This is a genomic window from Spirochaetota bacterium (assembly GCA_026414805.1).
GTDB lineage: Bacteria > Spirochaetota > UBA4802 > UBA4802 > UB4802 > UBA4802.
In genome coordinates this window covers 1-13,801 of record JAOAIH010000001.1, presented here as the reverse complement: position 1 = coordinate 13,801, position 13,801 = coordinate 1, and the positions used below count along the sequence as shown (strand labels likewise).

Sequence of the window (13,801 nt, the reverse complement as noted above, 5' to 3'; positions counted from 1 at the left end):
ATTATAGCATGAAATTCTTTATATAATTAAAAATTGGTTATCATGATGATTTATGAATTCGATAATCAATTATGGAATAATAGAACTATTAGTGGCATATATGTGTGCCGGTAATCGATTATAAACAATCTGGAGTAACACGTGAGTTCATTATTAGAATTTACCAATAGCAAGTTTATTAAGTTTTTAAAATCAACAGATAAGTACAAGGCTATTGAAGAGCTTGCTGATGTATTCAGGGGAACTGAAGTATGCTCGGATATTAAAGCTTTTATTGATGCATTAAAAGAGCGTGAGGAGATTATGACCACTGGTATTGGGTTTGGTATAGCTGTTCCCCATGCAAAACTGGAATCAGTACATAAATTAGCTTTTGCTATAGGGATATCAAAAAAAGGGATAGATTTTAATTCTATTGATGGCAAACCTGTCCATCTTGTGGTAATGGTTGCTGCAGGAGAGCGACAGCATAAAGAATATTTAAAATTATTGTCAAAAATAATGTCAATTTTGAAAAATGATACAATTCGGGATGAAATGATACATGCCAAAAGCACAAGAGATATTATTGCAATTCTTCGTAATGCTAAATAATTATTTTAAAATAGTTATATGCCACTTCTTTTTTGTATATAAGAGAAGTATAAAAAATTTTGCATTGTTGCTCTAATATTAAAAAATATATTTTGACAAATGGTATTTCACTGGCTTTTCTACAATGTATAAACAGTACACTAATTGAAGGAATGTACTTTACTAACAAACCTACCTATCTTCTATAATATTTAGTAGTGCCATATTATATGATTGCAATGTTGTATAATTTTACATGATAGTTATGTATAACAAAATACTTGACGCTTACGTAAATGTATATATTGTGCATTTCTATGAATTAAATGATATTTTAATAATGTAATTACAACATACCATGTTAGGCAATGATGCAGGAGGCTAACCCATGCAGGAAGTGGAATACAATCCAAAACAGATTGAGAAAAAGTGGCAGGAACGCTGGAATAAAGCCCGGGCTTTTTCATCAAAACGTGATCCTAATAAGAAAAAATATTACATATTAGAGATGTTCCCCTATCCTTCAGGTAGAATACATATGGGGCATGTAAGGAATTATTCTATTGGTGATGTTGTAGCCCGCTATAAAAGGATGCAGGGTTTCAATGTTTTTCATCCAATGGGATGGGATGCATTTGGGCTGCCAGCAGAAAATGCAGCTATCAAACATAATATCCCCCCTAAAAAATGGACTGATGAAAATATTGCATATATGAAAAAGCAGTTCCAAATGTTAGGGTATTCATATGATTGGGACAGGGAGATTGCAACACATGTACCAGAATATTATAAATGGAATCAATATGTATTTATAAAGATGTATGAAAAAGGTTTAGCCTATAAACGTAAAGCACCTGTTAACTGGTGTCCTACTTGCAATACAGTTCTTGCAAATGAACAGGTTGAAAATGGGGTATGCTGGCGATGTGAAACACAGGTAACACAGCGTGAACTGGAACAATGGTTTTTTAAAATAACCGATTATGCTGAGGATCTTTTGTCAGGTCATGATATCTTAAAAGAAGGTTGGCCTGAGCGTGTTATAGTAATGCAGCGGAATTGGATAGGGCGCTCTACAGGGTTGGTTGTTAATTTTAAGGTTGCAGATACGGGCGAGGACTTTCCTATATTTACAACACGACCCGATACTATCTATGGTGTAACATTTATGGTGATAGCTCCGGAACACCCATTTTTAGATAGAGTTAAAAATCAAAAGGTTAAGGATTTTATTAAAAGAATTAAAGAGCAATCACTTGTAGACAGGCTTTCTGAGGAAAAGGAAAAAGAGGGAATAGATACTGGAATAAAAATTAAAAATCCGTTTAATGGTGATATTGTTCCCCTGTACGTTGGAAATTTTGTCCTCATGGAATATGGTACCGGTGCTATAATGGCAGTTCCTGCACATGATACTCGTGACTTTGCTTTTGCAAAGAAATATGGAATTCCAATAAAATTGGTAATTGATAATCCTTCTGCACCTATCGATGTTGCAACTATGCGTGATGCATATGTGGATGATGGTGTATGCGTCAATTCAGGACCTTTCACTGGTATCAGCAACAAACAAGCTATAGAAGCAATATCTGATTATGCTGAAAAGGAAGGAATAGGTTTTAGAAAAGTAAATTACAGGCTAAAAGATTGGCTTATTTCACGACAACGGTACTGGGGCTGTCCTATACCAATTATTTATTGTAAAAAATGTGGTGCACAACCAGTGCCGTATGACAAATTACCGGTTGTATTGCCTGTTGATGTTGATTTCCATGGTGATTCTCGCTCTCCACTGACTATGATGCCTGAATTTTATAACACTGAATGCCCTCAATGTGGTGGTGAAGCAAAACGTGAAACAGATACCATGGATACTTTTGTAGATTCCTCATGGTATTTTGCTAAGTTTACCTCTCCACATTCAAATGATATTTTTGATTTTGATGAGGTAAATTATTGGACGCCTGTTGACCAATACATAGGTGGTATTGAGCATGCCTGCATGCATTTGTTATATGCGCGCTTTTTTACAATGGTTTTGAATGATTTGGGTATTCTACAATATCGTGAACCGTTTACGCGACTACTGACACAGGGTATGGTTATTAAAGATGGTGCAAAGATGAGTAAATCAAAGGGGAATATTGTAGACCCTGATGACATCGTAGATAAATATGGAGCCGATACTGTAAGGCTGTTTATGCTCTTTGCTGCACCTCCTGAAAAGGATTTGGATTGGTCGGATAAGGGTGTTGAAGGGTGCTATCGATTTATTAATCGTGTGTGGAGAATAGTTCAAAAATATAGTGATTGTTACACAACCTATAATTTTGATAATGTAAAGTTAGATCCTGTACTGAAAAATCTTAGAGGTGAAATTCATAGGGCTGTAAAATCTGTGACTCATGATATTGAAAACAGGATGCAGTTTAACACAGCCATTGCGCGTATGATGGAACTTGTGAATGCTCTGTATCAGGTAAGTGAGGATATTATTAGGACAGATGCTGGAAAAATGGTTGTGTCGGAACTTTTTGATAAATTACTGCCAATGCTTGGTCCCTTTGTGCCTCATGTTGCTGAGGAATTGTGGGAATTGTTGGGACACAAAAATTTAATTATAGATGAACCATGGCCATCTTTCATTGAAGAGCTAACTGTTAAAGATGAGATAGAAGTTGTGTTCCAGATAAATGGTAAGATACGGTCAAAACAAAATGTTCCAGCTGATATTACTAAAGAAGAAATGGAAAAAGCAGCACTTAATGATGAAAGAATAAAAGTAATGATTGCAGGAAAACCAATTAAAAAAGTGATAGTTGTTCCAGGGAAATTAGTTAATATAGTAGTATAAATTTAGCTAAGAAAATAAGCCAATATACATAATGTTGCTACTGTAATACGTGCTATTGCATCAACAAGTATTGCAAAACGGCTGCCTGCATAGCCCAATTCATCAATGCCCTGGAAAAATAAATTTCTGATTTTTTCAGGGTAAATTAAGACAAATGGTCCAGAAAATACCACTATAAGACCAATGATAAAAAGAGGAGTTGATAGTGGATTTGATGATGGTACCTGAGTTAATGGAAAGCCTGCACATATTAAAACAATTCCATAGAGAAAATATATTTTACTTGATGAAACTTTTATCCATAACCTTAGCATGTGTTTGGGCATTATGAGTTCAAGAAAACCAATTATAACCAAATAAATGCCAAGTACAAATATAAATAGCATAATCATAGATAGCTCTTATTAACTAATAAAAAATTAATTGTATTTTTACAGTAGAGTAATTTATAAATAATTATTTTGTATGCATTTTGTCAAGATGATTAGCATATAAAAATAGAGGCATATAATATGCCTCTATTTTGAATTATTTAATACTAAACTTACTAAGCTATTTTTGGTCTCTTATTTTTTTTGAGTATTTATAAACTCCTTTTAAAGTCTTTAAAGGCTGATCTTTTGCAGCAATGTTGACTACCCAGGCTGGTAGTGAACCACCAAGTTCTGCATGCACTTGGTAAATAACTTCTACATGGTTTTCATCTTTTTTAATGATATCCCATCTCCCTTTTAGAGAAGTCATTCTTACAAGTCCACTATCTTTTTTATACTCACTATCATTTACAGAAGTCATATTTACCCACGCTACTCCTTTAGCTTGGTCCCAACCGCTTTCAACTTTTACTACAACATCGCGGTCTGTTACAACTGGCAAATCCAGAACAAAGTACATATCAATATCTTTAGGATTACGCACTGAAATAGCATACAGCGCATCACACATACCATACCATTTGTGGTAGTTGTTGTAATCCTGAATGACTTTTAATGCTACATCAAATGGGATATCAGAATAGCTTACTCCTTTAAATTCTTTATATGGTGAGCCTGGTATATCACGAGTGTAGATTTTTACTGTTGCCTTATCTTCTTCGCCTTCATAAATCAATTTCCATGGATTATTCTGTGCAAAGACTGCAACACAAAGTGCAACTAATCCAACAAAAATTAAAATAATTGAATAACGTTTCATGGCGAACCTCCATAAAAAATATTCATTATTAAATTAATTAACTTTCTCAACTAACAGTGCTCCTGCATTGCCAAATGCACCACATAATGATGCTAGTCCATATTTTGCATCAGGGAATTCAGTAGCCAAAATATTAAGAAGTGTGATAATGATGCGTGCACCTGATTGACCTAATGGATGACCCAATGCGATAGCACCACCCCAGACATTTACTCGCTTGAAAGGAGCATTATCATTATCCAGCTTAAGTTCACGGATACAGGCCAAAGATTGGCTTGCAAATGCTTCATTAAGCTCAATTGCACCTACCTCATCAAGATTTAGACCCGTACGAGCAACTAATTTTTTAATTGCTGGTATTGGGCCTATGCCCATAATCGTGGGATCACATCCCGCTAGTACCCCATAAGAATATTTATACTTGTATGGCAAACCCAGTTTATCTGCTTTTTCACGGCTCATTAGAAGTAAAGCACATGCTCCCTGTGTTAAAGGAGATGAAGTAGCTGCTGTAACCACGCCGTTTGGTTTGAAAGGTGACATCATCGTTTTCATTTTTTCAACATCAACTTTTTCACGAACCCACTGATCCCTATCAACCAAGAATTCTTTGCCATCGTCATCCAATCCCATGATGGGAACTATCTCCTTTTTAAATTTTCCAGAAACAGTAGCTTCCCATGCCTTTTTGTTGGACCATACTGCCATGTTTTCCATATCTTCGCGAGATATCTTCCACAGTTCTGCCACTTTCTCAGCTGTAGCTCCCATTAAAAGATCAGCACCATTATAGTATTTCAACAGCCGTGGAGGAAAATCCATATTTGAGCCCATTGGCACTTTTTCCATGTCTTCAACGCCAGCGGCTATCATAATATCTGCTTCACCAGTCATAATTGCTCTGGCAGCATGCATGGTTGCTGACATGCCAGATGGGCATTGATTGGTCAATGTGTTAGTAGGAACTGAATCAGGAAAACCAGATGCAAGCCATGCAAGTCGGCCTATGTCATTTTGCATGCCAGAAGGATTTGCACAGCCTACAAAAACCCCATCAACCATATCTGGAGTAACTTTACTGTTTCGCTCAAATAAAGCAGTATACACTGGTGTCAGTAACTCATCAGGCCTTAAATGCCTGAACCATCCTTTTTCGCGATGAGCTCTTCCATTTGGTGTACGAACACCATCAATAAATACACATTCTCTCATTGGTACCTCTCTTTAATGTTAGATTATTATTAGATTTTTACTTTTGTTTTCTTTTTTGATTTTGATTGAAGAAATTGTTTAACAGCCATTTCTCTAAGTACTTTTTTGTCCACTTTTTCTACAGCAGTGCGTGGGAGTTCATCAACTATTGTAATGAATTTTGGCACTGCGTATTTTGCAACTTTTGATTGAAGGTATTTTAAAATATCCTGCTCACGTGTTTTATGTTTATACTGTGGATAAAGTTGAACAAAAAGGACTACTAATTCGCTTCCTTCTTTTTCAGGATTTGGGATGCCTACAGTTGCAGCAGCTTCAACATGGGGATGTTCGCTAACGATGTCATCAATTTCTTTTGAATAGACTTTAAATCCTGAAACATTAATCATATCTTTGGATCGGTCAACAATATAAAAATAGCCATTTTCATCAATCTGAACTATATCACCAGTATGAATAAATCCATCGCTATCGCATCCGCTTCCAGGATTTGGCCAGTATCCTAACATACGCTGAGGGCCGTTTAATAGCATCTCTGCACGCTTTCCCGCAAGCATCTCATCAATTGATAATATTCTGCCTGTTTCAATATCAAGAAATCTCACTTCGGTATCAGGGAAAGGCACTCCAATCGTTCTTCTTTTTTCCACAGATTTTTTATTGGGCTTTTGGCTGGTTTTTTTCATTCTATATGCAATGATAGTGGTAAAAATTTTCCCAAAAAGCTTTGGGCCAAGCAATCTGAAAAATGAATTTGTCAAATAACTGTTACCGGGTATTGAAGACAGTAGTGAAACAAGCCTTACTCCAAAACGCCCACCAAGAATTCGGTATATTACAGAAGGATTAAGATGGGTAACAGGTGACATTTCTGATAAGCCATATCCTTCCATAATCCCGCTGCTAGAACGTTTTTCAAATTCTTCTTGTGTGGATTCAGAAAGTGGTGCTGAACCAGAAAGTCCTATGATCCCAATCCCGCTTAAATCTTCCTTTGCTAATTTCATAAATTGTGCAGGGACCCCAATCTGCATCACTGGGTAATGCTTTTTTATGTTTTCTACCATTGATTTAGTATCACGAGGATCATTGATAATTATGATATTAAAACCAAACAGCATCATTGTATGCATCAGGCAATGCCCATAGGTATGAAAGAAAGGGAGTCCTAATATTACGGAGATAGCTCCTCGGAATGTTAAACCCCCTGCTCCCAATGCATGGAGATTTTGAATGCAATTTGCATAAATATTGCGGTGAGTCAGCATGCAGCCTTTGGGTATGCCTGTTGTGCCTCCTGTGAAAATAAGAGTTTCAATATCTGTTTCAACATTTATGGGGATCGTTTTCACTATACCAGATGATGTATTAATAAGACTGTAAAAATCGTATACCTTGCTGGAACCTTTTATATTGATCTTTTTTAAATCTATTGTTGAAGGTTCTTGATTTTGACGTATGGTGGTAACAATAATATGATTAACAGGTGTCTTTTTAATTAAACTGTTAACAATTGAAATATCTTTATCGGTACACACAATAACCTTAGGTTTTCCTTCTTTAAATTTATGTTCTAAAGCTTCAGCAGGTTCAAGGGAACTACATGGTAAATGTATGAGCCCTGCTTTTGATATTGCATAATCAGTTATAATGAATTCAGTAGATGTGGGTAAAATTGTTGCAACAATATCATTTTTAATAAGGCCAAATGACTGTAATGCAGATGCCAATTTATTCACATAATCAAGGACCTGTGGATATGATAGGAAATAATTATTTTGTAAAAGACCATTTTTTTTATATTTTTTGGCAGCAGTTTCAAGAATATCATATACCGGTGTATCAGGGTACGGTTTAAATGTTTTTGGAATTCCTAAGATTTTGTATTCTTTGTACCATGGTAGTGGTGCCATCATTATCCTCCAACAAAATTATTAAAAAGGCATCTCAACCACATTTCAAAAATGTGGTTGAGATGATAAAAAAGAATCTATCAAGTGAATAGGGGTTGGGTTGCCATTGCAAAACTCATATCGCCTTCAATTTTCATTGCTCCAGACATAAAAAGATTAACAGGATTTGTTTCCTTTCTCATTAAAGCTGCTGAATCCTTTGTTGACATGCGGAACACTGATTGCGGAGTTGTCGCACCATTTAAAATAGCTTCAATAGTAAATTCTGAACCATCATCATTTTTAAGTTTTGCTATAAAACTTCCCTTCAGTGATGACAAAGCGTTGTAGCGAGCGCGGGTGAGGTCTTTTTGCATTCCCAGAAGCATATCAAGATTATTTGTTTCGATCATTTTTTGTAAATCGGCCCCTGAAATTTTTAATCGTAGCATTGCATTGGGGATATCACCACATGTTGAGATATCTTTACCATCTTTAACTTTGAATCCATAATGCTTGCCATCAACTTCAACAACCATTGTGATTTCTGTCCCACCTAATTCTTTTGGTGCGTTTGAATTTTGGAGCATTTCAGCTGCTGCTTTTGGCATTAATTCAGTTAGAAATTGCTCAATAGAAGTATTTGGTGCAATAACCATAAGGATCCTCCTTAGTTTGAAATGTATAAAAAATATTTGGGAAAATAAAATTTTGCTTGCAATACTGACATGTCAGTATTTATATTATTTGTCAAGACTATTTTAAAAATTTTTAAATTTTTTTTTATTTAGAGATGGCTTTACAATGAAGGACTTATAAATAAGCTAAGGAATGGATTGTACGTCCCAAAAACAGTTTTAGCAGTGTGCACGGTCATTAAATGGTTGACGTTACAGTGTCACTGTATGATAACTATGTATTAAAGGAAAAAGGAGGAATGATGACAAGATCCGACGATACCCGGGAAAAAATTCTGTACCATGCAAAACGGCTATTTTCTGAAAAAGGATACTATTCGGCTCAGATTTCAGATATTATTGAATCAGCTAAAATTGGCAGAGGAACGGTGTATCAGTATTTTTCAAATAAAGAGCACCTTTTTATTTCACTTCTGGAAAGATTTTTAATGGATTGGGAAGATTATTTAAAACAGCTATCGATTCTTGAAGATTTATCTGTGATTTCGCACCATGTATATCTTAAAAAAAGGATTTATCAGGCATTTCAATTTTTTTTTACTGACAGAGATAGGGCAAACATCATATTACGTGTAGGGTTAGGGTTGCCAGAGCATTTTGAGCAGAAAATTCAACATTTTGAAAATAAACTCATTAATTTGATAATAGAGGATTTAAAAATTGCTGTAGAATTTGGTCATATTTCAAAAGATACTGATCTTAGTTTTACTGCAAACTTAGTTGCAGGTGGAGTTTTCCGGGTGGCACATTATTATCTTACCATAGAGCCAAATGATGATACTTTGCTTCACAATATTGATATAATATCTGATAAAGCTGCAAAAATTATTGGGAGAGGGATTTTTAATAAAAAATAGTTGACTATTTTTTATATCTATATAAGTACTGACATGTCAGTACTTATATAGATAGTGAGGAGGTTAACATGGTAGAAGAAATAAGTTTTGCATTATCTGAAGAACAGCAGATGATGCAGGATACAGTGCGACAGCTTGTTCAGGCTAATGTTATCGATAACATTCATCAATGGGATGAAAATAGAAAGCTGGATTCGCAGGTAGTACAAAAATTTTGGGAACTGGGTATCATTCAGTCAATGATCCCAGAGGAGTATGGTGGTTTTGGTATGGGCAGTTCCCCAATACTTCACACGCTTATACTTGAAGAGCTGGCATATGGGGATATGACATTTGCCGTGTATGCGATGTTGCCGGCATTGTTTGTACTACCCATAGTACATCTTGGGACAGAGGAACAAAAGAGCAAATACCTTCCAGAATTCTGTTCAGAATCATTTGTGGCAGCAACTTTGGCAGCAAATGAACTAGAAGTAGGATTTGATATCTGGGAATGTGCAACAAAGGCAGAAAAAAAAGGGAGTACATTTGTTCTTAATGGGAAGAAATGCTTTGTGCCATTAGCTGATGAATCAAAATATATGATTGTTGTGGCAAATTATGACAACTGCCCTCATTTATTTATACTAGAAAAAGATACTCCAGGTTTGGTGATAGGAGAAAGGGAAAAAAATTGTGGGTGGTGGGCACTTCCAACATTTGAGGTCAGTTTTGATAATTGCTCTATTCCTGAAAATAACAAATTAGGAGACCACACTGCGATTAATTGGCTTTTGGAAAGAACGCGAACTGCAATGGCTGCAATAGGGACGGGTATTTCAAGAGCTTCATATGAATATTCAAAAAAATATGCTCGAGAGCGACAGCAATTTGGAGAACCTATAGCCAGCAGGCAATCCATTGCATTTATGATAGCCGAAATGGCATATGAAGTTGATGCTATGCGCTTGTTAACCTGGAAAGCAGCATCAACTATTGAATTAGGTATCAATGCTCAGAGAGAGTCATTCCTTGCAAAAATTTATGCTGGAGAGATGACTATGAAACTAACGGACTATGGAGTTCAGATCCTTGGTGGGCATGGGTATATAAGGGATCATCCGGTGGAAAGATATTACAGAAATGGCCGAAGTATTGCAATTTGTGAAGCCATGGCAATTATTTAATAGTGTAGGAGGACGATAATGATACAGTTAGTAACACCTGATTATATAAAAACATTACAGGATAATATGCATAAATTGGCAGAAGGTGTTCTGCGCCCAATATCCCGAAAGTATGATGAAGCTGAGCATGAATATCCAAAAGAACTGGATATGTTCAGAGGAATTAAGGTCATGGCTCGCCCAAAGAAGAAGAAAGATGGTGAATCATCAGCCTCAGGTGAAGAAAAAAAACCAAAACGTGGTGCCAATTTAGGTATGGTGGTAACTATTGAAGAAATGTGCTGGGGTGATGCTGCACTCCTTCTGTCATTCCCTAATGCAGGCTTGGGCAATGCTGCTATTCTTGCAGTTGCCAATGATGAACAGTTAGAAAGGTTTGGTAATAAATGGGCTGCAATGGCAATTACTGAACCAGGCGCAGGGTCTGATTCAGGAGCTATCACCACAACTGCTACGCGTGATGGCGATTATTGGGTTTTGAATGGTGAGAAGATCTTTGTTACATGTGCGGACAGAAGTGAAGTGGTAGTGGTATGGGCTACTGTTGATAAAAAGGCGGGCAAAGCAGGAATAAAATCATTTGTGGTTGAGAAAGGTACACCAGGTTTTACTCTAGAACATCTTGAGCATAAATTAGGTATTCGGGCATCGGACACTGGGACATTTGTGTTGAACGACTGCAGAATCCCGTATAACAATATATTAGGTGATCCTGAAGTAAAAATGTCCACAGAGGGATTCAAGGGAGTAATGAAAACATTTGATAACACACGCCCACTGGTAGCGTCAATGGCAACGGGAATTGCACGGGCAGCCATAGAATTTACCAAAGAACAATTTGAAAAAAAAGGCTATACCTTTGATTATAAAAAGAATATAACCAATGCTTCGGCAGTTGAGCGTGAATGGTATATGATGGAAGCAAATGTGGAGGCAATGCGCCTTTTAACATGGAGGGCAGCATGGATGGCAGATAATGGGCAATTTAATAATGTAGAAGCCTCCATGGCAAAAGCTAAAGCAGGGCGATATGCAACTCTTATAACACAACGCTGTGCTGAGCTTTTGGGGCCTGTGGGGTATTCAACGCATTTTCTGGCAGAAAAATGGATGAGAGACAGCAAAATTATGGATATTTTTGAAGGCACTGGACAAATACAACACCTTATAATTGCACGCAATGTATTGGAAATGTCCAGTAAAGAATTAAAGTAGAATTAATTAAATAAATAAGTAAAAAATAAATGTAAGGAGGTCATTATGCAAAGCATAAATGATGTAAAAAAAATTGCAGTTATTGGTTCTGGAGCAATGGGCCATGGCATAGCACAAGTATGTGCACAGAGCGGTTTTATGGTTACAATGATAGATATAAAACAAGAATTTCTGGATAATGCATTAAAGAAAATAAAAGAAAGCCTTGATTTTTTGGCATCTAAAGGGAAATTACAGGGCAGTGTTGATGATGTCCTTGGGAAAATTAGCGTGACAACTGATTTGCAAAAGGGAGTATCTGATGCTCAGATTATCATTGAAGCTGTCCCTGAAAATATGCAGCTTAAAAAAGATGTATTTGGAAAAGCTTCATCAGCATGTGCTAAAGATGCTATTATTGCAACCAATACATCAACCATGAGCATAACCGATATCGCCACAGCTGTTACAAATCCAGAACGATTTGCAGGCATGCATTTTTTTAATCCAGTAACAAGAATGAAACTGGTTGAGTTAATTTATGGGGCAAAAACATCAGAAAACACTATTAACATTTTGTTTGATTTAACTAAAAAGATAGATAAATTCCCAGTTAAGGTTTTAAAAGATAGACCAGGATTTATTGTTAACCGAATCAGTGCTCCCAATCAAGCATTGCTTAGCGCTATCCTGGATGAAGGCAAAATCCACCCTGCGCAAATAGACGGAAAAATGAAAAAAATGGGTGTTAAAATGGCACCATTTGAAACAGCAGATTTTGTAGGGCTGGATGTTTTTTGTCATACACTGGAATACTATGCACAGACACTATCGCCACAATACAAGCCAGGAAAGTTTTTGCTTAGCTGCCTTGAAAAAGGACATCTTGGTATGAAGAGCGGAAAAGGAATATACGAATGGAAGGATGGGAAAGCTATTATTCCTGAGATGCCAGATACAGAAGAAATTACACCATTGCATCTTATGGCTGTGCAGGTAAACGAGGCGGTAAAAGTGTATAAAGAGGGCATAGCAGCGAATGTTCAGGATATTGATGATGGTGTAAAATATGGGATGAATGCATTTGCAGGTCCATTTGCCCTTGCATCAGGAGTGCAACCACAGCAGTTGACGGATTGCTTGAATTATTTATCGCAGCGATTTAAACTTGATATTTTAAAACCCGAACCTGAAATTATTGATGGTTCATTCAAAACAATAGGGAGATAGGAGGTATCCCATGTCAGATGCAGTATTGATGGAACAAAAAGGAGCTATTGCTGTTTTGACAATTAACAAACCTAAGGCAAATCAATTAAGCCATGATGTCTTTGAAACTATGAGGAAGTATCTGGATTCGTTAGAAATTGATAAAAATATTAGGGTAATTGTTATCACCGGTTCGGGAGACAAAATCTTTTGTGCTGGAGCAGACCTTTCGCAGGGATTTGGAGATTTTAGTGCAGTTGATTTTTTGAAACGCGGCCAGGATGTATGGAATAAAATAGAAGATTACCCAAAACCCGTAATAGCGGCAATAAATGGACATGCGCTCGGTGGTGGGTGTGAATTGGCAATGGCATGTCATTTCAGACTTATGAAAAAGGGTGCACGTATTGGCTTAACTGAAACAAATCTGGGAATTATGCCAGGCTATGGTGGCACACTACGCCTACCACGGTTAGTTGGTAGAGCCAAAGCTTTAGAACTAATGCTTTTTGGCACACAGGTGGAAGCAGAGGAAGCTCTGGCAATAGGCCTGGTGAATAAAGTTTTTGATGAGCAGAATTTTATGGACGAGGTAATGAAATTTGCTGAAGAATTGGCAACAAGGCCTCCTTTATCAGTAAAAGCCATTTTAAAAGTAATGTCAGCAGGCCCATCAATGTCACCTGAATTGCATTTGAAGATGGAACGTGAAGAACTTGCAAAATTGTTTACAACCAAGGATTGTATGGAAGGCATGATGGCGTTTGCACAAAAGCGAAAACCTGAATTTAAGGGTGAATAAATATAGAGCCGTAAAGAACCTCCTGCTTTTTGTAAAAACCTCGTATGCATACTACGAGGTTTTTTTCTTGTATTTACAATTATAGTATTTTACTGTGGTAAAATTAAAGTATATACTATAACAATGTAGTATAGGTGGTTAGCAACAATT

The 13,801-nt window shown here is 36.5% G+C and carries 12 protein-coding genes; 7 read left to right on the top strand and 5 right to left on the bottom strand.

Annotation, left to right across the window (positions count from 1 at the left end; all coding sequences use genetic code 11):
* The first annotated feature begins 141 nt into the window (after nucleotides 1-141).
* Both N3F66_00060 and leuS read left to right on the top strand, forming a co-directional pair.
* Nucleotides 142-594, top strand: a complete 453-nt coding sequence (locus N3F66_00060; GenBank protein MCX8122539.1) for a PTS sugar transporter subunit IIA — start codon at nucleotides 142-144, stop codon at nucleotides 592-594.
* A gap of 367 nt (nucleotides 595-961) precedes the next feature.
* Nucleotides 962-3,427 (top strand): leucine--tRNA ligase, encoded by a 2,466-nt coding sequence (leuS, locus tag N3F66_00055; GenBank protein MCX8122538.1) that lies wholly within the window; start codon nucleotides 962-964, stop codon nucleotides 3,425-3,427.
* Nucleotides 3,428-3,429: 2 nt separating this feature from the next.
* On the opposite strand, the gene N3F66_00050 is transcribed toward leuS, so the two are convergent.
* The 5 genes from N3F66_00050 to N3F66_00030 form a co-directional block, all read right to left on the bottom strand.
* The gene (locus tag N3F66_00050) at nucleotides 3,430-3,819 is read right to left on the bottom strand and encodes a hypothetical protein (GenBank protein MCX8122537.1); all 390 of its coding nucleotides are present in this window, start codon (nucleotides 3,817-3,819) and stop codon (nucleotides 3,430-3,432) included.
* Nucleotides 3,820-3,979: 160 nt separating this feature from the next.
* Nucleotides 3,980-4,621 (bottom strand): START domain-containing protein, encoded by a 642-nt coding sequence (locus N3F66_00045; protein ID MCX8122536.1) that lies wholly within the window; start codon nucleotides 4,619-4,621, stop codon nucleotides 3,980-3,982.
* Between the two features lie 33 nt (nucleotides 4,622-4,654).
* Complete coding sequence (locus tag N3F66_00040; GenBank protein ID MCX8122535.1) at nucleotides 4,655-5,833, bottom strand: thiolase family protein; 1,179 nt, start codon at nucleotides 5,831-5,833, stop codon at nucleotides 4,655-4,657.
* Nucleotides 5,834-5,862: 29 nt separating this feature from the next.
* Nucleotides 5,863-7,746: an AMP-binding protein gene (locus tag N3F66_00035; protein MCX8122534.1), complete on the bottom strand. Its 1,884-nt coding sequence runs from the start codon at nucleotides 7,744-7,746 to the stop codon at nucleotides 5,863-5,865.
* 80 nt (nucleotides 7,747-7,826) lie between these two features.
* Nucleotides 7,827-8,384, bottom strand: coding sequence for an SCP2 sterol-binding domain-containing protein (locus N3F66_00030; GenBank protein ID MCX8122533.1), 558 nt, complete (start codon nucleotides 8,382-8,384; stop codon nucleotides 7,827-7,829).
* A gap of 221 nt (nucleotides 8,385-8,605) precedes the next feature.
* Here N3F66_00030 and N3F66_00025 point away from each other — a divergent pair, with 221 nt between their 5' ends.
* The 5 genes from N3F66_00025 to N3F66_00005 all read left to right on the top strand — a co-directional run bounded on the left by N3F66_00025 (nucleotide 8,606) and on the right by N3F66_00005 (nucleotide 13,651).
* A complete protein-coding gene (locus N3F66_00025) occupies nucleotides 8,606-9,280 on the top strand; it encodes a TetR/AcrR family transcriptional regulator (protein MCX8122532.1) in 675 nt (224 codons plus the stop codon).
* A 68-nt stretch (nucleotides 9,281-9,348) separates the two neighbouring features.
* Nucleotides 9,349-10,446, top strand: a complete 1,098-nt coding sequence (locus tag N3F66_00020) for an acyl-CoA dehydrogenase family protein (GenBank protein MCX8122531.1) — start codon at nucleotides 9,349-9,351, stop codon at nucleotides 10,444-10,446.
* Between the two features lie 18 nt (nucleotides 10,447-10,464).
* Entirely contained in the window at nucleotides 10,465-11,661 is a 1,197-nt protein-coding gene (locus N3F66_00015; GenBank protein MCX8122530.1) for an acyl-CoA dehydrogenase family protein, read from the top strand.
* Between the two features lie 45 nt (nucleotides 11,662-11,706).
* On the top strand, nucleotides 11,707-12,870 hold the full coding sequence (locus tag N3F66_00010; protein ID MCX8122529.1) for a 3-hydroxyacyl-CoA dehydrogenase family protein: 1,164 nt from the start codon (nucleotides 11,707-11,709) through the stop codon (nucleotides 12,868-12,870).
* A 10-nt stretch (nucleotides 12,871-12,880) separates the two neighbouring features.
* The gene (locus tag N3F66_00005) at nucleotides 12,881-13,651 is read left to right on the top strand and encodes an enoyl-CoA hydratase-related protein (GenBank protein ID MCX8122528.1); all 771 of its coding nucleotides are present in this window, start codon (nucleotides 12,881-12,883) and stop codon (nucleotides 13,649-13,651) included.
* The last annotated feature ends 150 nt before the right edge of the window (nucleotides 13,652-13,801 follow it).